This is a genomic window from Amycolatopsis sp. NPDC024027, assembly GCF_040638975.1.
In the GTDB taxonomy this organism is placed as follows: domain Bacteria; phylum Actinomycetota; class Actinomycetes; order Mycobacteriales; family Pseudonocardiaceae; genus Amycolatopsis.
In genome coordinates this window covers 38,362-57,501 of the sequence record NZ_JBEZYY010000031.1, presented here as the reverse complement: position 1 = coordinate 57,501, position 19,140 = coordinate 38,362, and the positions used below count along the sequence as shown (strand labels likewise).

At 70.5% G+C, this 19,140-nt stretch carries 20 protein-coding genes; 4 read left to right on the top strand and 16 right to left on the bottom strand.

From position 1 onward, the window contains the following. Positions 1-53 precede the first annotated feature (53 nt). Positions 54-1,031: a ferritin-like domain-containing protein gene (locus AB0F52_RS45655; protein ID WP_360184888.1), complete on the bottom strand. Its 978-nt coding sequence runs from the start codon at positions 1,029-1,031 to the stop codon at positions 54-56. 116 nt (positions 1,032-1,147) lie between these two features. Continuing rightward, complete coding sequence (locus AB0F52_RS45650) at positions 1,148-2,389, bottom strand: aminotransferase class I/II-fold pyridoxal phosphate-dependent enzyme (protein WP_360184885.1); 1,242 nt, start codon at positions 2,387-2,389, stop codon at positions 1,148-1,150. 63 nt (positions 2,390-2,452) lie between these two features. Between AB0F52_RS45650 and AB0F52_RS45645 the strand changes: the two genes are divergently transcribed. Together AB0F52_RS45645 and AB0F52_RS45640 are read left to right on the top strand one after the other, a co-directional pair. Next, positions 2,453-2,932, top strand: coding sequence for a hypothetical protein (locus AB0F52_RS45645; RefSeq protein WP_360184882.1), 480 nt, complete (start codon positions 2,453-2,455; stop codon positions 2,930-2,932). A 55-nt stretch (positions 2,933-2,987) separates the two neighbouring features. Beyond that, entirely contained in the window at positions 2,988-4,097 is a 1,110-nt protein-coding gene (locus tag AB0F52_RS45640; protein ID WP_360184879.1) for a DUF4037 domain-containing protein, read from the top strand. 5 nt (positions 4,098-4,102) lie between these two features. Here the strand turns inward: AB0F52_RS45640 and AB0F52_RS45635 are convergent, their stop codons facing one another. The 13 genes from AB0F52_RS45635 to AB0F52_RS45575 form a co-directional block, all read right to left on the bottom strand. After that, positions 4,103-4,585 carry a hypothetical protein gene (locus AB0F52_RS45635; RefSeq protein WP_360184876.1) on the bottom strand — a complete coding sequence of 161 codons (483 nt, stop codon included), beginning with the start codon at positions 4,583-4,585 and terminating at the stop codon, positions 4,103-4,105. After that, positions 4,582-5,070: a hypothetical protein gene (locus tag AB0F52_RS45630; protein ID WP_360184873.1), complete on the bottom strand. Its 489-nt coding sequence runs from the start codon at positions 5,068-5,070 to the stop codon at positions 4,582-4,584. The genes AB0F52_RS45635 and AB0F52_RS45630 overlap by 4 nt, the downstream gene beginning before the upstream one ends. Then, positions 5,067-6,296 (bottom strand): MCE family protein, encoded by a 1,230-nt coding sequence (locus tag AB0F52_RS45625; RefSeq protein WP_360184870.1) that lies wholly within the window; start codon positions 6,294-6,296, stop codon positions 5,067-5,069. The genes AB0F52_RS45630 and AB0F52_RS45625 overlap by 4 nt, the downstream gene beginning before the upstream one ends. Further along, a complete protein-coding gene (locus tag AB0F52_RS45620; protein WP_360184867.1) occupies positions 6,293-7,456 on the bottom strand; it encodes an MCE family protein in 1,164 nt (387 codons plus the stop codon). The genes AB0F52_RS45625 and AB0F52_RS45620 overlap by 4 nt, the downstream gene beginning before the upstream one ends. Continuing rightward, positions 7,453-8,646, bottom strand: coding sequence for an MCE family protein (locus AB0F52_RS45615; protein ID WP_360184865.1), 1,194 nt, complete (start codon positions 8,644-8,646; stop codon positions 7,453-7,455). The genes AB0F52_RS45620 and AB0F52_RS45615 overlap by 4 nt, the downstream gene beginning before the upstream one ends. Beyond that, complete coding sequence (locus tag AB0F52_RS45610; RefSeq protein ID WP_360184862.1) at positions 8,643-9,674, bottom strand: MCE family protein; 1,032 nt, start codon at positions 9,672-9,674, stop codon at positions 8,643-8,645. The genes AB0F52_RS45615 and AB0F52_RS45610 overlap by 4 nt, the downstream gene beginning before the upstream one ends. Beyond that, positions 9,671-10,708, bottom strand: a complete 1,038-nt coding sequence (locus tag AB0F52_RS45605; RefSeq protein ID WP_360184859.1) for an MlaD family protein — start codon at positions 10,706-10,708, stop codon at positions 9,671-9,673. The genes AB0F52_RS45610 and AB0F52_RS45605 overlap by 4 nt, the downstream gene beginning before the upstream one ends. Continuing rightward, positions 10,705-12,039, bottom strand: a complete 1,335-nt coding sequence (locus AB0F52_RS45600) for an MCE family protein (RefSeq protein WP_360184856.1) — start codon at positions 12,037-12,039, stop codon at positions 10,705-10,707. Before AB0F52_RS45600 ends, AB0F52_RS45605 begins: the two co-directional genes overlap by 4 nt. After that, positions 12,036-12,884 carry an ABC transporter permease gene (locus tag AB0F52_RS45595; protein ID WP_360184853.1) on the bottom strand — a complete coding sequence of 283 codons (849 nt, stop codon included), beginning with the start codon at positions 12,882-12,884 and terminating at the stop codon, positions 12,036-12,038. Before AB0F52_RS45595 ends, AB0F52_RS45600 begins: the two co-directional genes overlap by 4 nt. Continuing rightward, positions 12,884-13,672, bottom strand: coding sequence for an ABC transporter permease (locus AB0F52_RS45590; RefSeq protein WP_013224299.1), 789 nt, complete (start codon positions 13,670-13,672; stop codon positions 12,884-12,886). The genes AB0F52_RS45595 and AB0F52_RS45590 overlap by 1 nt, the downstream gene beginning before the upstream one ends. Positions 13,673-13,770: 98 nt before the next feature. Further along, positions 13,771-14,529: a glucose 1-dehydrogenase gene (locus tag AB0F52_RS45585; protein WP_360184850.1), complete on the bottom strand. Its 759-nt coding sequence runs from the start codon at positions 14,527-14,529 to the stop codon at positions 13,771-13,773. Next, on the bottom strand, positions 14,526-15,383 hold the full coding sequence (locus AB0F52_RS45580; RefSeq protein WP_360184847.1) for a 3-oxoacyl-ACP reductase: 858 nt from the start codon (positions 15,381-15,383) through the stop codon (positions 14,526-14,528). The genes AB0F52_RS45585 and AB0F52_RS45580 overlap by 4 nt, the downstream gene beginning before the upstream one ends. An 83-nt stretch (positions 15,384-15,466) precedes the next feature. Further along, entirely contained in the window at positions 15,467-15,658 is a 192-nt protein-coding gene (locus AB0F52_RS45575; protein ID WP_360184845.1) for a ferredoxin, read from the bottom strand. A gap of 103 nt (positions 15,659-15,761) precedes the next feature. On the opposite strand from AB0F52_RS45575, the gene AB0F52_RS45570 reads away from it, so the two are divergent. Both AB0F52_RS45570 and AB0F52_RS45565 read left to right on the top strand, forming a co-directional pair. Then, on the top strand, positions 15,762-16,925 hold the full coding sequence (locus AB0F52_RS45570) for an acyl-CoA dehydrogenase family protein (protein ID WP_360184842.1): 1,164 nt from the start codon (positions 15,762-15,764) through the stop codon (positions 16,923-16,925). An 8-nt stretch (positions 16,926-16,933) separates the two neighbouring features. Further along, positions 16,934-17,956, top strand: coding sequence for an acyl-CoA dehydrogenase family protein (locus tag AB0F52_RS45565; protein WP_360184839.1), 1,023 nt, complete (start codon positions 16,934-16,936; stop codon positions 17,954-17,956). On the opposite strand, the gene AB0F52_RS45560 is transcribed toward AB0F52_RS45565, so the two are convergent. Further along, on the bottom strand, positions 17,953-19,086 hold the full coding sequence (locus tag AB0F52_RS45560) for a serine hydrolase domain-containing protein (protein ID WP_360184837.1): 1,134 nt from the start codon (positions 19,084-19,086) through the stop codon (positions 17,953-17,955). The two genes, AB0F52_RS45565 and AB0F52_RS45560, sit on opposite strands and share 4 nt — an antisense overlap. Positions 19,087-19,140: the final 54 nt, after the last annotated feature.

Below are 19,140 nucleotides of genomic sequence, written 5' to 3'. Positions count from 1 at the left end.
TCGACTCCGCGTGCCGCCGCCGTTGACGTTACCGCGACGGCGGCACCCGGTGCCTACTTCTCCTTCGCACCACTGGTGGCGATTTCGCCGTTGAGGCCGCGCGGGTAGAACCCGCCCGAAGTCACCTTGTCCGGGTTGAGGTAGGCGATGTTCAGCACGCGGTCGGCGGACCGCCCGAACGCGATGCCGTTCGCGTCCGCGGGGACGAGGTTCGCCTTGCCGTACTTCAGCACGCCTTCGTCGTCGTCGGCCTTGCCGTCGAGGCTGTCGCGAGCGTCGGAGATCTTGTTCGTGATGTCGCCGAGGCCGCGCTCGAACAGCTGGCCACGCACGATGCCCGCGTGGTACGCCTCGACCGCGAGGATGCCGGCCGCCGCGTCGAGGAACGTCTTGTTGTTCACCAGCGGCGCCGCGCCCTTGTAGGCCGACACGCCGACGTCCTCGAACAGGTAGGCGGCGAGCAGGAAGTTGTTCTCGCTCCCGAAGGGGTCGAACGTCTGGCCCTGCTTGATCACCCCCGCGGCCTGCATGGCCGCGGTGAAGCTGTTCTGGAAGTCGATCTCCGGCTGCGCGACGGCGGCCTTGTCCAGCGCCTTGCGCAGGAAGGTCACGTGGGCGACCTCGTCGCCGGCGATCTCCTGGACGATCTGCTTGGTGTGTTCGCTCTTGAACTGCACCGCGTGCCCGCCGGACACCTTGCCCAGGTTGCCGACACCGTTGACGTACTTCTCGTTCAGCCCGTAGCCGTAGACGGCGAACGAATACAGGTTCGCCTCGAGGTACTCGAGGTTCAGGGCGAAGTTCAGCACGGCGGCGTCGCTCGCCGCCTCCTTCCCCTTGTCACCTCCCTGCGCTCCGTACTGCGAAGTGGCACCGGCCGAGCCGAGGCCCAGCGACAGCGCCGTGCCGAGCGCGCCGGCACCCGCGACGCCGAGCCCCGCCGCTCCCGCAGCCTTGAGGAAGCGGCGGCGGTCGGTCGCGTTCTCCGCGCTGCGCTCGATCAGCTGCTCTGTGTAGCGTTTTCCGAACACCGGGGGACGTCCTCTCGTGACGAGTTCGTCCACCTCACCCACCGGTCATACGTACCTGGGCGTCCCCCGGCTCGGTCAAAACGGAAAAAATTTTGATCGAATTCGGTTTTCCCAGGTCAGCCGCGTTGCGCGACGGCGAGCCGGACGCACACCGCCAGCGCGCGGACGGCCTCTTCGACCTCGGCGAGCTTCGGGAACGTCGGCGCGATCCGGATCACGGCGTCGGCCGGGTCGTCGCCGTGCGGGTGGGTCGCCCCGGCGGGGGTCAGCGCCACACCGGCCTCCTTCGCCAGCCGCACGACCTCCTTCGCGGTGCCCTGCGGGACGGTCAGCGTGATGAAGTACCCGCCGGTCGGCTTGGTCCAGGACGCCAGGTCGGCCAGCTCCTCGGTGAGGATGCGGTCGACGGCCGCGAACTTCGGGCCGATGATCTCGGCGTGCTTGCGCATGTGGGCGCGGACGCCGGCCTCGTCCTTCAGGAAGTGCGCGTGCCGCAGCTGGTTGACCTTGTCCGGGCCGATGGTGCGCTTGCCGGTGTTGCCGGTCCACCAGGCGAGGTTCGCCTCGGAGGCGCCGAAGAAGCCGACGCCGGCCCCGGCGAGGGTGATCTTCGAGGTGGAGCCGAAGACGAAGACGCGGTCGGCGTGGCCGGCCGCGGTGGCCAGGGCCAGCAGGTCGGCCAGCTCCGCCTCGTCGTCGGTGAGGTGGTGCACGGCGTAGGCGTTGTCCCAGAAGATCCGGAAGTCCGGCGCCGCGGTGCGCATGGTGGCGAGCCGCTTCACGACGTCGTCACTGAACGTGACCCCGGTGGGGTTGCTGTACTTCGGCACGCACCAGATGCCCTTGACGCTCGCGTCTTCGGCGACCAGCGTCTCGACGACGTCCATGTCGGGGCCCTCGTCGGTCATCGCGACTCCGACGAGCTCGATGCCGAAGCGCTGGGTCAGCGCGAAGTGGCGGTCGTAGCCCGGGACGGGCGCGAGGAACTTGACCTGCGGCTCGTCGGCCCAGCGGCGCTCGGCGCCGGGCAGCTTGCTCAGCAGGGCCTGGACGACGGCGTCGTGCATGAGCTCGAGGCTCGAGTTGCCGGCGGCGAGCAGCTGCCCGGCGGGCACCTGCAGCGCGGGGGCGAAGATGCGGCGCAGCTCCGGCAGGCCGTTGAGGCCGCCGTAGTTGCGGACGTCGGTGCCGTCCTCGGCCTTGAAGGTGCCGTCGCCCGGGAGGGACAGCAGCGCGTTCGAGAGGTCGAGCTGCTCGGGGGACGGCTTGCCGCGGGTGATGTCCAGGGAGAGGCCTCGGCCGACCAGGGCCGCGTAGTCGCTGCGGGCCGTGTCGACGTCGACGGAAGCAGTGGTCATGGCCTCAACGCTAAACCCGCCGTCGATACCATTTCGGGGCGGGTCCTGGCTAGGGTGGTGAGTGTGCATCTCGTCGTCCACGCCGACCAGCGTCAGTTCTCGGTGCGGGACTCCCGCTTCCGGTTGACGGGCAGCGGGTGGACTTCGGTCGCGGTGGAACGGCACCGGATCGGGGTGGAGCCCGGCGGTCTCGCGATCGCGACGGCACGGTCGGACCTGGTGGAGTCTTCGGTGACGCTGCTGCCATCGCCGCCGGTCCTGGCCGCGGATGCGGAGCACGTCGTGGAAGCGGATCTTCCGGTTCCGAGCGGCCGGCTGGTGATTTCCGGACCGGCCGACTACCCGTCGCAGGAGAAGTACTTTTCGGTGCTGCCGGGGCTCTACCGGGCGCGGGTTTCCTACGTGCCGGCCGGGCCGCCGTCGGTGGACTGGAACGACCACGAGTACGGGGAGCACTACCGGTACGTGGTGGAGCTGTGGCCGGTCGACGACCAGTCCGATGTGGAGGTTCTCCGCCAGGGCGCCGCCGTCTGGGACGGCTGAGGGGCCGCCGATATCCGGTCGCGGCGCACCCGCCGGGGGCGGCATCATGCGACCCATGGACCAGTCGTTCCTCCCCGGCCTGGAACTGTCCCGCCGCTTCTACCACGAGGCAGTCCGGCCGGTGCTCCACGCGCGCTTCGGGGAGCTGCCCCACACGGCCGCGCGGATCGGCACCGGTTCGGAGGTCCTCGGCTTCGACACCGCTCGATCCGCCGATCACGAATGGGGTCCGCGCCTGCAGCTGTTCCTGGGCCGCGACGACGGCGAGCGCTACGCCCAGGACATCGTCTCGGCGTTGAGCGACGAGCTGCCCAAGACGTTCTACGGCTACCCCACCCACTTCGGCCCCACCGCCAACGAGCACGTGCGCCACATGGTGGTCACCGACGGACCGGTCTTCCACCGCGTCGACGTCACCACCCTCGACGAGTGGCTCCCCCACCACCTGGGCTTCGATCCCCGCCACGGCAGCACCACGCTCGACTGGCTCGCCACCCCCACCCAGGCCCTCGCCGAGCTCACCGCCGGCGCGGTCTTCCACGACCACACCGGGGAACTCACGACCGTTCGCTCCCGGCTCGGCTGGTACCCGGAGCAGATCTGGCGCTACCTCCTGGCCTGCCAGTGGCAGCGGATCTCGCAGGAAGAGGCGTTCGTCGGACGGTGCGGAGAAGTCGGCGACGAACTCGGCTCGGCCGTCGTCGCCGCCCGCCTGGTCCGCGACCTCCTGCGCCTGAGCCTGCTGATGCACCGCCGTTACCCGCCCTACGGCAAGTGGCTCGGCAGCGCCTTCGCGCAACTCCCGTTCGCGGCCACCGTTTCCCCGGCACTGACCGCGGCACTGGCCGCCACCACCTGGCCCGAACGGGAGAGCCACCTCGCGGCGGCCTACACCGCCATCGCCGAACAGCACAACCGGCTCGGCCTGACCGAGCCGCTCGACCCCGGCACCCGCCCCTACCACGACCGGCCGTTCCAGGTCCTGCACGCGGACCGGTTCGGCCAGGCGCTCCACGACACCCTGACCGACCCGGCACTTCGCGCTTTGCCGCGCACCGGGGCGATCGACCAGTTCGCCGACAACACCGATCTGTTCGGCGATCGCGCGGCGGCTCGCGCCGTCACCGCTGCGCTGGCTCCCCGGAGTTCAGAGCCCGGCAGCTGAGCGGATCAGAGCGCCGTCAGGGTGGCCAGTTTCCAGCGGCCGTCGACCCGTTTCGCCGTCACCGCCAGCTGGGCCACCGACGACGTCGGCGCTCCGCCGCCTTGGGCCACCGTCTGCTGGTCCAGGAACAGGAGCAAGTCCGCGGAGTCGCCCCGCAACGACCGGACCCCGATCGCCCGGACCGTGGTCGTGCGGGTCAGCTTCTCCGCCGTCGCGTGGGTTCGGGCCGAGGCGAACTGGGCCTGGTACTGCCGGACCGCGTCTCCGGTCAGGACCTCCGAAGCCGCCCGCTCGGTGCGAGGCAGGTTCGCGTAGTCGTACGAAAACACCGCCTTCACCGCGTCACTCACCTCGGACGACACCGCCGCCGTCGCCGCGGGATCCACCAGGGCGAGGTTGTCGCCCGGGGTGAGCGAGGCCGCTTCGATGCCGAACCACGCCGTGCAGCCCAGCGCCAGGACCACGATCGCCACGAGGACCCTCGTCATGAGCCCGCCGCCTGGACGCCCGCGATCTTCCACCCGTCCGGGGCGCGGGACACGTCCACCGTCAGCCGGTTCAAGCGCGGTGTGGCGGGAGATCCGCCCGTCGACACCCGGACGTCCACCACGGCCAGGAGCCGCGCTGTCCCGCGTGGCACGTCGATCTCCGTCACCGCCGCCTGGACCAGCGACGCGGACGACACCGTGCGGGCCGTGGCGGCCCGGTCGATCTGCAGCTGGCGGTCTCCGGCCAGGTCCTTCCCGTACTGGCCCGTGGTCGCCGTGAGCCAGCGGTCCACGTCCGCCGCCGCCGTGCGGTAGTCGATCGTGTTCAACGTGACCAGCTGGGGACCCGCCGCGGCCAGCACCGCGTCACGCTCGCGGCCGCGGGCGTAGGAATCGTCGGCCGCCGCGCGCCACCAGGACCAGCCCGAGAACGCCGCCGCCAAGACCGCCAAGACCGCCAGAACCACCAGGAACCGCAGCTTCACGGCGCGCCCAGCAACCGGGCCAGCCCGCCCGCCGACGGCCCGGTGAGCAGGCTCAGCATCCCGGGCAGCTGCTGCGGAGCCGGGGCGGCCTGCTGCTGCGGCGCGGCCGGAATCGCGGGCGGTTTCCCCGCGTAGGGCGCGTTCTGCGCCCCGCGGACCCCGGTCGGGCTGCCCGGCGGCTCGGCGCAGTAGGCGTTCATGTTGACCGGCGCTTCGGTCTCGTCGTTCGCCGGACGCTGCTTCGTTCCCTCGTACCCCTTCGTGCACGAAGCCGGGTCGAAGAAGTTGAACACCACGCCCAGGTGACCGGTGCCGTCCGGGGACGTCGACGGCGAGAACGCCGAAATGATCGGGTACGCGACCAGCAGCTCCTCGAGCGAATCCTTCCGGGACGTCGTGATCTGCGCGGTGGTCAGCAGATTGGCGAACAGCACCCCCAGATCGGTCCCGGACGCGGCCAGCACGTCGCTGATCTGCCGGCTCAGCCGCGGCGCTTCCGCGATCACCCGCCGCAGGTCCGGATCGGACTTCTTGAGCTGACCGGCGATCGTGCGGAGCCCCGAAGCGAAGTCGGTGATGTTCGCCGCCTGGCGCTCCTGGGTGCCGAGCACGATCCGCGAGTTCGCCAGCAGCCCCTGCGTCTGCGGCACGTACTGCGCGGCCACCGCCGTCAACGACCCCGTGCTGTCCAGCAGCTGCTGCAGTTCCGGCCCCGCGCCCGCGAACGCGTTGTACGTCTCGTCGACGACCGTCCGCAGCGAGTCCGGGTGCACACTGGCGACGAGGTCGTCGAGGTGGGTGAGCACGGTGTCCGGCGACGGCGGCAACGACGTCTTGTCCGCCGTGATCACCGAGCCGTCCTTCAGGAACGGCCCGCCGTTGTGCTGGGGCAGCAAGTCCACGAACTGCTCCCCCACCGCCGACCGGTTCGCCACCTGCGCGTGCGCGTCGGCCGGGATGTCCGGGGCACTCGCGTCGATGTCGAGGGCGACGTCGACGCCGTGCTCGGTGAGCGTCATCGACGTCACCCGCCCGACCGTGACCCCGCGGTAGGCGACCTCGGAGTTGACGAAGACGCCGCCGGAGTCGGTCAGCTGCGCGGTGACGACGTAACCGCGGTTGCCGAAGAGCCGGTCCAGCCCGGCGTACCGGCCGCCGGCGTAGACGACCGAAACCACCGCGATCACGACGAACGCGAACAGCTGGATCCGGATCTTGCGGGTCACCGGCCGCCCCCGATCAGGCCGAGCAGCCCGCCCAGCAGGCCGGGACCGGCCGCCTGCGGGACCGAACCCAGGTCGGGCAGCGGCAGGGGTGGCGCGACCGGCGTCTGCTGACCGCCGATCCCGGACGGCAGCGCGATCGGCGGCTGCGACGAGTTCGTGAAGTTCGAGATCAGCGTGTCCAGGTCGAGGTTCACATTCGCCTCGACGTTCGCGTAGTCGCCCTTGATCACGTTGCCCGCGTAGTCCGGGAACGGGTAGGTGAGCAGGATCTGCAGCGCGTTCGGCAGGTTCTGGCCGGCCTCGCCGAGTTTGGCCAGCGTCGGCTGCAACGCCTTGAGGTTCGCGACGAGCTGGTCGCGGCTCTTCGTCACGGTGTCCACCGCGACGCCGGACAACGTGTTCAGCGCGGTCAGCATGCCCACGAGCTGGTCACGCTGGTCCGTGACGACCTTCAGGCCCGGCGCGAGGTTGTCCAGCGCGTTCGTCAGGTTCTGCGTCTGGCCCGTCAAGGTGTGGGACAGCTTCGCGAGGCCGTCGATCGCGCGGAGGATCTCGGTCTTGTGCCCGTCGAGCTGGGTCGCCAGTTCGTCCACCCGGGACAGCAGCGCGCGGATCTCCGGCTCGTTGCCCGACAGGGCGTCGTTGAGCTCGTGGCTGATCTTCTGGATCTGCTCGACGCCGCCGCCGTTGAGCAGCAGCGAAAGCGCGCCGAGCACCTCCTCGACCTCGGGGTTGCGGTTGGTGCGCCCGAGCGGGATCTGCCCGCCGTCGGCCAGTTTCCCGCCGGCCGGCTCGGCCGTGGGCACGCTCAGCTCGACGAACTTCTCCCCCAGCAGGCTCGACTGCTTCAGTTCGGCGCGGGCGTTGGCGGGCAGGGCGATGTCACCGTTGACGGTCATCGCCACCAGCGCCGAGCGCGTGTCCGGGGTCAGCGTGATCTTGTCGACCCGCCCGACCGCGACGTCGTTGACCTTGACGCTGGACTGCGGCACCAGGTCGAGCACGTCGGTGAACAGCGCGGTGACGTGGTAGGGGTGGTCGCCGACGTCGGCGCCGCCCGGCAGCGGCGTGCCGTAGAGGCCGTTGAACCCGCCGTCGCTGCAGCCGGCCAGCACCAGCACCCCGGCCAGCGCCCCGGCGATCCGCCGGCGTCCCTTCACTTCGCACCGCCGGAAAGCTGTTCCATCACGTCGACCAGCGGGAGCGGGAGCGGCGGCAGTGTCCCGTTCTGCAGGGAGTTGAGCACCTGCGGGATCGTCGGCAGCTTGAGCGCGCCGTCCAGGATCGGCGCGAGCTGCTTGCAGATGTTCCCGAGTGCGTCGGGGACTTCCTTCGGGGTGACCGCGCTGATCAGCCGGCACACGGTGAGGATCGGCGGGTTGGTCAGCTCGTTCAGGTTGTCGCGGACGGCGATGGTGCCCGACGCCGCGTCGTAGGAGTTGATGAAGTTCGTGGCGCCGGTCGGCGCGATGTCGAGCACCTCGGCGAGCGCGGCGCGCTGGTCGACCAGGACCTTCGACAGCGACGCCAGCTTGTCCACATTGGATTCCAGGGCCGTCTTGTTGTCGTTGACGAACTGCTGGACGTCGCCGAGCGCGCCGCCGAGGGACTGCAGCGCGGCGCCCACCTCGGAAGAGTCCGCGGCGAGGAAGCGGCTGACGTCGGCGACGCGGCCGTAGAACTCGTTGAGCTGCTGGTCGCTCTGCGCCAGGGCACCGGTGAAGGAGTTCAGGTTCTGCACGGTCGAGAACAGGTCGTCCTTCGAGCCGTCGAGGGTCTTCGCGAGTTCGGCCAGCTGCCCGACCGTCGAATTCAGCGAAGCACCGTTGCCCTTCAACGTGTTCGCGGCGGTGTCGAGCACGCCGGACAGCGCGCCGTCCTTGTTCGCGCCGTTCGGGCCCAGCGCCGTCGACAGCTTGTCGAGGCTCGAATACAGGTCGTCCAGCTCGACCGGAGTGGCCGTCCGGTCCTTCGCCAGTACCGTGCCCGAAGCGAGGACAGGTCCGCTGTCGTAGGCCGGGGTCAGCTGGACGTACCGGTCGCTGACCAGGCTCGGCGCGACGACGACGGCCCCGACGCCGGCCGGCAGCGGCACGCCGTCGACCCGCATGTCCACGCGGACCGCGTCCCCCTGCGGCGTGACGTCGGTGACCTCGCCGACCGGCACGCCGAGCACCCGCACCGACGAACCGGCGTACAGCCCGACGGTCTTGCCGAAGTACGCCGAAAGCTTGGTGCCGTTCGAAGACCGGAACACCAGGTACAGCCCCGCGGTGACGATCAGCGCGAGGATGCAGGCGAACGCGAGCCAGGTCACCAGGCTGCGGCCGCGGGACGTGTGGATGGTCATCGGCGGCCCACCCCCTGGTTCGGCGCCGCGATCGGCGGGGTGCAGCCTTCGGGGTTGATGTGCAGCCCGCCCACGGTGATCGTCGGCGGCAGCAGCCCGCACAGGTAGCCCTCGAACCAGCGGCCGTTGCCGGTGGCGTTCGCGCCGACGCGGGCGAACGGCGCCATCAGCTGCAGGCTCTTGTCGAGGTTGCCCTGGTTGCGCTGCAGGATGTCGGTCACCTTCCCCAGCTTGTCCAGCGTCGGCTTGAGCTGTTCGCGGTTGTCCTGGACGAGCCCGGTCAGCTGCGCCGAAAGCTGCTGGGTGCCGGTGAGCAGGGCGTTGATGGCCTGCTTGCGGTTCTGCAGCTCGGTGAGCAGCAGGTTGCCGTCGCTGATCACGCGTTGCAGCTGCGCGTTGCGGTCGGACAGCGTCTTCGAGACCTGGCTGGTGTTCGCCAGCAGCGTGTGCAGGTCGGCGTCCCGTGACGACACCGTGCGCGCCAGCGACGACAGCCCGGTGAGCGTGTCCTTCAGGTACTGCGGGCTGTCCTTGAGGCTGTCGGACAACGCGTTGAAGCTGTCCGCGAGCTGTTTCGTGTCGATGTCGCCGACCGTCGTCGACAGCTGCTCGAAGGCGTCCTGCAGCTGGAACGGCGTGCGCGTGCGGGCCTGCGGAATGGTCTCGTTCGGCTCCTGCGCGCCACCGCCCTTCGGGTCGAGGGCGAGGTACTTCTCCCCCAGCAGCGTCTTGATCTCAATGGACGCCGTCGTCGCGTCACCGACGCGGACGTCCTTGACGCGGAACTTGACCAGGACCTGCTTGCCCGCCAGCTTCACCGACGACACCGTGCCGACCTTGACCCCGGCGACCTCGACCTCGTTGTCCGCGGCCAGCCCGGCGGATTCGCCGAAGTACGCCGAATACGTCGTGCCGTTGCCGAAGAACGGGAGCTGGTCGGAGAAGTACGTGGTGGCCGTGACGAGCACGATCAGCACGAGCGCGACCGCGCCGACCATGGCCTGGTTGCGTTCCTTCAGCGGCTTCACGGACCACACCTCTCCGCGCGCTGCGTACCGGGGATGGGGATGATCGGCAGGGTGATGTCGAGCGAGGAAATGCCGATGGTGCCGGTGATCCCGCACAGGTAGTAGTTGAACCAGCTGCCGTAGCTCAGGGTCCGGGTGAACTTCTCCAGGTTGCCCGGCAGCACCTCGAGGAGGTGGTTGAGCAGCTCGCCGGAGTCGCCGAGGTTCTGCGAGAGCACGCCGAGCCGAGCGACGTCGTCCTTGAGGGCCGGGCGCGCGTCGGCCAGGAGCCCGGTGGTCGACACGGCGAGGTCGCCGAGCGCGCTGACCGCGTCGCCGATCGGCTTGCGCTGCTCGGCCAGCCCGCTGACCAGCTTCTGGGTCTGCTCGATGAGGTCGCCCAGCTGCGGGCCGCGGGCGTTGACCGTGCCGAGCACCGTGTTGAGGTTGGCGATGACCTGGCCGATCACCTGGTCCTTGCTCGCGATCGCCGACGTCAGCGACGCCGTGTGCCGCAGCAGGCTGGTGATCGTGCCGCCCTCGCCCTGGAAGACGCTGATGATCTCGGCCGAGAGCTGGTTGACGTCCTTCGGGCTCAGCGCCTTGAACAGCGGCTTGAAGCCGTTGAAGAGCACGGTGAGGTTCAACGCGGGTTTCGTGCGCTCCGGCGGGATCGTGCCGCCTTCGGGCAGCGCCTTGTCCCCGGGGACGTCGGTGCCGAGCGCGAGGTAACGCTGCCCGACCAGGTTGCGGTACTTGATCGTCGCGGTCACCGTTTCCGGCAGCCGGTAGGCGTGCTCGACGTCGAACCGGACCTCGGCGAGGTTCCGCTCGCCCTCGACCACCTCGATCGTGTCGACCTGGCCGACCTTGACGCCGGCGATGCGGACGTCGTCGCCTTCCTTGAGCCCGGACGCGTCGGTGAACTTCGCCAGGTAGCCCGATGTCTCGCCGAAGTTCGTGTTCGCGATGGTGGCCGCGAGGATCCCGGTGAACAGCACGGTGACGACGGCGAACACCGCGAGTTTGAGCAGGGACGGGACGAAACTCCTCATTTCAGCTCGACCTCCGCCCCGCGGTAGAGCGGCCCGACGAGCAGGCCGGCCCAGCCCGGCACGGCACCCGGCGACGTGCCGAGTGCGGGCGAGGCGAGCAGGTCGATCAGGTCGTTCTCGTAGGCCGACCCGACGATCGTGCCGTCCCCGCCGACGGCCCCGCCGCCCGCGGTGATCGGGCCGGGCAGCTTCTCGGGCGGGTTCTTCGGCGGCGCCGGCTTGCTGGAGCCGTCCTTGATGGCGCCGTCGGGCGGGTACTGCGGCCACACCCCGGGCTTCGGCACGGTCGGGTAGCAGCGCGGGCCGCGCTTGTCTTCGTACTTCGGCTCGTCGACACCGGGCAGGTACTTCCCGCGGCTGGCGGCGAACTCGATGGTGACCCGGCTGACCTCGGGGTGCGCGGTGCCCTTGCCGAACGCCAGCTCCGCCCGCGGCACCGACTCGGCGAGCTGCCGCATCAGGCACGGGTACTCGGGCGCGTACTTGGCGAGGACGTCCAAGGTCGGCTGGATCGCCGTGGTGAGCCGGATCAGGTTGTCCTCGTTGACCTGCAGGAAGCTCGTGAGGTCCACCGAAGCCGCCGTGACCGTCGCGTAGAGGTCGCTCAGCTGCGCGCGCTGGTCGACGATCGTCCGGCTCGTGGTCGTCAGGTCGGAGAGCGCCTGCAGCAGGTCCGGCGCCGCCTTGTCATAGGTGGCGGCGACGTTCGCGAGGCCGGTGATGTCGGCCTTGACGTCGGGCAGCGACGGGTTGAGCTTGCCGAGGTAGTCCGACAGCCCCGCCAGGGTCTCGCCGAGCTGCTTGCCGCGGCCGTCGAGCGCGGTCGCCACCGCGGTGAGCGTGCTCGACAGCTTTTCCGGCTGGACCGCCTGCAGCAGCGGCATCACGTCGTCGAGGACCTTCTGCAGCTCGATCGCGGCACTGCTGCGGTCCTGCGGGATGACGTCGCCGGCCTGGATCGGGCGTTCCGGCTTCCCGGGCAGCTGGAGGGCGACGTACCGCTCGCCGAAGAGCGTCTTCGGCAGCAGCCGCGCGGACACGTTCGCCGGGATGACGGGCGTCTTGTCCGGGTCGAGGGCCAGCTCCAGCTCGGCGTGGTCGCCCTTCGCCAGCACCGAGCGGACTTCGCCGACCAGCATGCCGCGGACCTTGACGTCGCCGCCGGTGCGCAGCTGGCTGCCGACCCGGTCGGTTTCGAGTTTCACGAGCGTCACCGGCGTGAACGCCTTGTGGTAGACGGCGAGGGTGAGCGTGATGAACAACGCGGCGACGAGCAGGAAGACGAGCCCCAGCACCTGGTACCGGAGCCGCTGCCAGAGCTCGCGCCTCATCCCGAAATCCTCACCGTGGTGTTCGCGCCCCAGATCGCGAGGGACAAGAAGAAGTCCAGCACCGAGATCAGCACGATCGACGTCCGCACCGCGCGGCCGACCGCGATGCCGACACCGGCCGGGCCGCCACTGGCGTTGAAGCCGTAGTAACAGTGGGACAGGATCACGAGCACGCTGAACACGATCACCTTCCCGAACGACCAGAGGACGTCGCCGGGTGGCAAGAAGAGCGTGAAGTAGTGGTCATAGGTGCCCGCGGACTGGCCGTAGAGCCAGATGGTGATCTGCCGCGACGCGAGGTAGCTCGAGAGCAGGCCGACCGCGTACAGCGGGATCACCGCGGCGACCCCGGCGAGCACCCGGGTGGTCACCAGGTACGGCATGCTCGGCACGCCCATGACTTCCAGCGCGTCGATCTCCTCGGAGATGCGCATGGCGCCGAGCTGGGCGGTGAAGCCGCAGCCGACCGTCGCTGACAGCGCCAGCCCGGCCGAAAGGGGCGCGACTTCGCGGGTGTTGAAGTAAGCGGAGATGAACCCGGTGAGCGCGGCCGTGCCGAGCTGGTTGAGCGCGGAATAGCCCTGCAGGCCGACGATGAGCCCGGTGAACAGGGTCATGCCGATCATCACGCCGAGCGTGCCGCCGATGACCGCGAGGCCGCCGGTGCCGAAGCAGACCTCGGTGAGCAGCCGCAGCGTCTCCCGGCTGTAGCGGCGGATGGTGCGCGGCGACCAGGCGAGCGCTTTCGCCGCGAAGGCCAGCTGCTTGCCCAGGCCTTCCAGGCTCTGGCCCGGGCGCGCGATGTACTCGAGCGTCCGGTCGGCGTCCAGGGGTTCCGCGGTCATCACATCGCCTTCGGCGGGACGATCCGCAGGTAGATCGCGGTGAGCACGACGTTGATGAGGAACAGCAGCAGGAACGTGATGACCACGGCCTGGTTGACGGCGTCGCCGACGCCCTTCGGCCCGCCCGCCGGGTTCAACCCGCGGAAGGCGGCGACGACCCCGGCGACGAAGCCGTACAGCAGCGCCTTGATCTCGCTGACCCACAGGTCCGGCACCTGGGCGAGGGCGTTGAAGCTGGCCAGGTACGCGCCGGGCGTGCCGCCCTGCAGGACGACGTTGAAGAAGTAGCCGCCGAGCACGCCGACCACGCTGACCAAGCCGTTCAGCAGCACCGAAACGACCATCGCGGCGAGCACCCGCGGCACGATGAGCCGCTGGATCGGGTTGACGCCGAGGACCTCCATCGCGTCGATCTCTTCGCGGATCTTGCGCGCGCCGATGTCCGCGCAGACCGCGCTGCCGCCGGCGCCCGCGACGAGCAGCGCGGTGATCAGCGGGCTGGCCTGCTGCACGATGGCCAGGGCGCTGGCCGCGCCGGTGAACGACTGGGCGCCGATCTGCGCGGTGAGCGAGCCGAGCTGCAACGCGATCACCGCGCCGAACGGGATGGCGACCAGGGCCGTCGGGAGGATCGTGACGCTGGCGAAGAACCAGCACTGCTGGATCCACTCGCGGGCCTGGAAGGGGCGCTTGAAGATCGCGCGCAGGACTTCCCAGGAAAGCGTCGCCAGGCGGCCGACCTGGGTCAGGGCCGCGGTTCCCGGGAGCGTGCCAGTGCCTCCGCTCACCACACCTCCCAGTAAGTCGCCATTGACCTCCGAGTCTTCTCCACACCCGGTTCCCGCTTTTGGTTAGCGGTGTTTACTCAAGCTTCGGCAGTTCTCCTTCAGAAGTTGAGGGCGTGCGTCGCCGTGGCTCCGCCGTCCGCGACGAATTCCGCACCCGTGCAGTACGCGCTCTCGTCGCTGGCCAGGAACAACACCAGCTTGGCGATGTCCTCCGGCTGCCCGACCCGCTTCAGGGCGACCTTCTTCCCGACGTACGACATGTCGACTTTCTGGCCGCCCGCCGCGGTCTCGACCATCTTGGTGTCGATCGCGCCGGGGTGCACCGAGTTGACGCGGATGTGCTTCTTGCCGAGCTCCATCGCCGCGACCTTGGTCATCCCGCGGATCGCGAACTTGCTCGCGGTGTAGGCGACGAGGTAGGGCATCCCGGCCAGACCCTCCACAGAGGACACGTTGACGATGGAGCCACCGCCGGCGGCGGTCATCGGTTCAACGACCGAACGCATCCCGAGAAACGCCCCGATCTGGTTCACCCGGATCACGCGTTCGTAATCGGCCAGCGTCGTCTGCGCCAGCTCGGAGAAATGGAGGATGCCGGCGTTGTTGACCAGCACGTTCGGCGCGCCGAACTCGGTGGTCGCGCGCTCGACCGCGGCGGTCCAGCCGTCCTCGTCGCCGACGTCGAGGTGCTGGTAGACGGCCTGCTCGCCGAGGTCGGCGGCGAGCTGCTTGCCCTCGTCGTCGAGGATGTCGGCGATCACCACCTTGGCGCCCTCGGCGACGAACGCGCGCGCGGCGGCCTCGCCCTGCCCGCGCGCGGCGCCGGTGATCAGGGCGATCTTCCCGTCCAGCCTCATGACTCTCCCAGGATCTCGGTGGCGGCGAACATCCGGCCGGGGTCGCGGTCGGCGAAGAAAGTGGTGAGGGACGTTTCGAGCTCGTCGAGCTTCCAGCGCTGCTCGATCCTCGGGGGCTCGACCAGCGCGACGGTGCCGCCGTGCACGACGAACACCTGGCCGTTGACGTGCTCGGCCGCGGGCGAAGCGAGGTAGGCCACGAAGGGAGCGACGTGCTCGACCGAGAGCGGATCGGCACCCTCGGCGGGAGGAGCACCGAACACGCCCTCGGTCATCGCCGTCCGCGCGCGAGGGCAGATCGCGTTGGCGCGGACGCCGTACTTGGCCAGGCTCCGGGCGGCCGACATGGTGAGCGCCGTGATGCCCGCCTTCGCCGCGGCGTAGTTGGGCTGGCCGGGCGAGCCGATGAGGAACGCCTCGGACGCGGTGTTGACCAGCCGCCCGTACACCGGCGCGCCGGTGTCCTTGGCCTGGTCGCGCCAGTGCTTCGCGGCGTTGCGCGACAACAGGAAGTGGCCCCGCAGGTGCACGCGCAGCACGGTGTCCCAGTCGTCGTCGGACATCGAGAACAGCATCTTGTCGCGCAGCACGCCCGCGTTGTTCACCACGATGTCGAGCCCGCCGAGGTCGAGTGCGGCCTCGGTGAGCGCGTCGGCCGTGGCCCGCTCGCCGACGTCGCCCGCGACCGCGACGGCCTTGCCGCCGGCCGCTTCGATCTCGGCGACGACGTCCTTCGGCTCGCCGATGTCGTTGACGACGACCGTGGCGCCCCGTCCGGCCAAGGCGAGCGCCTCGGCCCGGCCCAGCCCCGCGGCGGCGCCCGTGACGATCGCCGTCCTGCCGGTCAAGCTCACCGCGGACCTCCTCGTCGAGTCCTGGATGTCGCGCCTACAGTAGAATCTGTTCTCGTTCAGGGCAAGCCCCTGAGTGAACGGTGCTAACTGGCGATGAACAGCGCATTCTTCGGACAGCCCTTGACCGCACTCGAAACGCGTTCTACCTGTTCGGCCGGTACCGGGCCCGGCTGGATCACCAGTTCTTCCTCGTCGTCGAGGTCGAAGACGCCCGGGGCGAGCCCCACGCACACCGCGTTCGCCTCGCACAGCTGCCGGTCGACGCCGATCTCCATGCTTCCTCCGCCGCTCGAGCCCTGGTACAACTAGAACAGGTTCTACTGTAACGCCGGGAGCCGGTACGGCACCACAACGAGCCGGACCGGGTGGAGGTGACGGGTGCGGATCGACTACACGCCGGAGCAACGCGCGCTGGCGGCCGAGCTTCGGGAGTACTTCGCCGAGCTGATGACGCCCGAACGGCGCGGCGGCCTCCGCTCGGGCGGCGGCGAGTACGGCGATGGCCTGGCGTACAAGGAGATCGTGCGGCAGCTCGGCAAGGACGGCTGGCTCGCGCTGGGCTGGCCGAAGGAGTACGGCGGGCAGGCCCGGTCGATGCTCGACCAGCTCGTCTTCACCGACGAAGCGGCCGTCGCCGGGGTGCCGGTCCCGTTCCTCACGGTCAACACCGTGGGCCCGACGATCATGCGCTACGGCACCGAAGAACAGAAGGCGTTCTACCTGCCGAAGGTCGCCGCGGGCGAGCTGCACTTCTCGATCGGCTACTCCGAGCCGGAGGCCGGCACCGACCTGGCGTCGCTGCGCACGCGCGCCGAGCGCGACGGCGACGAGTACGTCGTCACCGGCCAGAAGATGTGGACGAGCCTGATCGAGTACGCCGACTACGTCTGGCTCGCGGTCCGGACCGACCCGGACGCGAAGAAGCACCGCGGGCTGTCGATCCTCATCGTGCCGACGTCCGCGGCCGGCTTCTCCTGGACCAAGGTGCACACGGTCGCGGGTGCCGGGACGAGCGCGACCTACTACGACGGCGTGCGCGTGCCGGTGTCTTCGCGCGTCGCCGAGGAGAACGCCGGCTGGCCGCTGATCACCAACCAGCTCAACCACGAGCGCGTCGCGCTGACGTCGTCGGCACCCATCCGCAAGGCCCTGGCCGACGTCACGGCGTGGGCGAAGGAGACCGGCGCCATCGACCACGAATGGGTGCGGCTGCACCTGGCGCGGGTGCACGCGGGCGCGGAGTACCTGAAGCTGCGGAACTGGCGGATCGCCTGGGCGGCCGCGGCCAGTGAGCTCGGCCCGGCCGAGGCGTCGGCGACGAAGGTGTTCGGCACGGAGTTCGCGATCGAGGCCTACCGGCTGCTGATGGAGGTGCTCGGCGCGGCCGCCGTCGTCCGCGAAGGCTCGCCGGGCGCGCTGCTGGCCGGGCGGATCGAGCGGCTGCACCGGTCGGCGCTGATCCTCACCTTCGGCGGCGGCACCAACGAGATCCAGCGGGACATGATCGCCGCCACCGCCCTCGGCCTGCCCGTCACGCGCTAGGAGCGACCATGGACTTCACCCCTTCCGAAGCGTCGGCCGACCTCGCGGCGCTGACCCGGCGGCTGCTGGCCGACAAGGCCACCCACGACCCGCACGGCACCGGCGGCTTCGACACGGTGGCGTGGACGGCGCTCGGCCAGGCGGGCGTCCTCGACGCGGCGCTGCCGTCATCGCTGGGCGGCGGCGGGTTCGGGCTGCTCGAGCAGTGCGCGGTGCTGACCGAGATCGGCCGCGCGGTGGCGGCGGTCCCCTACCTGCCCTCGATCACGATGGCGGCGTCGGCACTGGCGGAATTCGGCTCGCCCGAACTGGTGGACCGCTGGGTGCTGCCGGTGCTGCGCGGCGAGCGCGTCCTGGCCGTGGCGCTGTCCGGGTTCACGGCGGCGGACGGCCGGGTGTCCGGTACGCAGACGGCGGTGCCGTTCGCGGCGTTCGCCCACGGGTTCCTGGTCGCCGCCGCGGACGAGGTCTTCCTGATCGACGCGGCGGCGTCCGGGGTCTCGGTGCGGCCGCAGCAGACGGTCGACCACGCGGACGCGGGCCTGCTTTCCCTGTCCGAAGTGCCGGGAGTGTCGCTGGGCGGCATCGGCGAGTGGCTGCGCCTGCGCGGAACGGTCGGGGTGTGCGCCCAGCAGCTCGGCGTGGTCGAGCGGGCCCTGGAGCTGACGGCGGCGTACGCGGCCGAGCGGAAGCAGTTCGACCACGTGATCGGCGGGTTCCAGGCGGTCCGCCAGCGCCTGGCGGATGCCTACCTGGACGTCGAAGCGGTCCGCCTGACGACGCTGCAGGCGGCCTGGCAGCTGACCGCGGACGTCCCGGCCGCCGAAGCGGTGGCGACGGCGAAGTTCTGGGCGGCGGAAGCGGGCCACCGGGTCGCCCACACGGCGGTGCACGTCCACGGCGGCGTCGGCATCGACGTGGACCACGTGGTGCACCGGTACTTCACGGCGGCGAAGCGCCTGGAGTTCCAGCTGGGCCCGGCCACCCACCAGCTCCTGGCCCTGGGCGACCTCCTCGCCGGTCCGCGCTAACCGGCCGCGTAGGTCCAGAACTCGCGCATCAGCGAGGTGGGCTCGGGGCTGGTCAGCTCGACCTGGGTCAGCAACACCGAAACCGTGCCCGTCGCCGGGACCAGGTGCAGGGACGTGCCCGCGCCGCCGACCCAGCCGTAGCGGCCCGGGACCTCCCACGGTTCCTTCGCGTCGACGTCCACCGATCCGCCGAAGCCCCAGCCCTGGCCGTGCAGGAACGGACGGCCCGCGGCCCGCTGGGCCGGCGTCAGGTGGTCGGTGGTCATCCGGTGGACCGACTCGGGCGTCAGCAGGCGGTGACCGCCCGCCGTGCCCTCGTCGCGCAGGAACCTCGCGAACGCCAGCAGGTCGTCGGCCGTCGAGACGAGCCCACCGGCCCCGGACGGGAACGGCGGCGGGGTGCTCCACCGGCCCTCCGGCGAGTCGATCAGCCGCAACCCGTCCTCGCCGCGGCGGTAGGCGCTGGTGAACCGGCCGAGCGCCGCGGTCGGCACGGTGAACCCGGTGTCGGCCATATCGAGCGGCTCGAACAGCCGCTCCGCCAGGAACTCCGGCAGCGGACGGCCGGCGACCCGCGCGATCAGCACGCCTTGCAGGTCCGAGCCGGTGTCGTAGAGCCACGCCTCCCCCGGCTGGTGCAGCAGCGGCACCTGCGCCAGCGCCGCCAGCCACTCGTCCGGCGACAGCGCCCGCGGCGACGCGGCCGGGTGCCCCAGCACCTGCAGGAGCAGGTCGACCGCGGGCAGCGTCATGTCCTCGGCGAGGCCGTACCCGCAGCGGAAGGTGAGCAGGTCGGCCACCGTGATCGGGCGGGCGGCCGGCACGACGTCGTCGATCGGGCCCGCCGGCGTCCGGACGACCACCGGCGACGCCAGCTCCGGCAGCCACCGGGAGATCGGGTCGTCCAGGGACAGGTCACCGTCGTCGACGAGCAGCAGGGTCGCCGCGGCCACGATCGGCTTGGTGAGCGACGCGATGCGGAACAGCGAGTCGCGCGCCATCGGCACGGTGCCCTCGGCGTCGGCCGAGCCGACGGCGGCGGCCTCGACCTGCTCGCCGCGGGCCACGAGCGCCACCGCGCCCGGCAGGTCGCCGACGTGGGGGGTCAGCAGTTCGGTCAGCGGGGCCATCTGAGCACCTTATGCTGCCGCCGGCCGGCGCGAGGTTCGCCTGGAGCGGGCGGG

Excerpts from the sequence above, each read along its gene's own strand:
- AB0F52_RS45650 (WP_360184885.1), bottom strand. The coding sequence starts at position 2,389 with ATGACCACTGCTTCCGTCGACGTCGACACGGCCCGCAGCGACTACGCG.
- AB0F52_RS45585 (WP_360184850.1), bottom strand. The coding sequence starts at position 14,529 with ATGAGGCTGGACGGGAAGATCGCCCTGATCACCGGCGCCGCGCGCGGG.
- AB0F52_RS45605 (WP_360184859.1), bottom strand. The coding sequence starts at position 10,708 with ATGAGGAGTTTCGTCCCGTCCCTGCTCAAACTCGCGGTGTTCGCCGTC.
- AB0F52_RS45635 (WP_360184876.1), bottom strand. The coding sequence starts at position 4,585 with ATGACGAGGGTCCTCGTGGCGATCGTGGTCCTGGCGCTGGGCTGCACG.
- AB0F52_RS45595 (WP_360184853.1), bottom strand. The coding sequence starts at position 12,884 with ATGACCGCGGAACCCCTGGACGCCGACCGGACGCTCGAGTACATCGCG.
- AB0F52_RS45575 (WP_360184845.1), bottom strand. The coding sequence starts at position 15,658 with ATGGAGATCGGCGTCGACCGGCAGCTGTGCGAGGCGAACGCGGTGTGC.
- AB0F52_RS45565 (WP_360184839.1), top strand. The coding sequence starts at position 16,934 with ATGGACTTCACCCCTTCCGAAGCGTCGGCCGACCTCGCGGCGCTGACC.
- AB0F52_RS45615 (WP_360184865.1), bottom strand. The coding sequence starts at position 8,646 with ATGACCATCCACACGTCCCGCGGCCGCAGCCTGGTGACCTGGCTCGCG.
- AB0F52_RS45640 (WP_360184879.1), top strand. The coding sequence starts at position 2,988 with ATGGACCAGTCGTTCCTCCCCGGCCTGGAACTGTCCCGCCGCTTCTAC.
- AB0F52_RS45560 (WP_360184837.1), bottom strand. The coding sequence starts at position 19,086 with ATGGCCCCGCTGACCGAACTGCTGACCCCCCACGTCGGCGACCTGCCG.
- AB0F52_RS45600 (WP_360184856.1), bottom strand. The coding sequence starts at position 12,039 with ATGAGGCGCGAGCTCTGGCAGCGGCTCCGGTACCAGGTGCTGGGGCTC.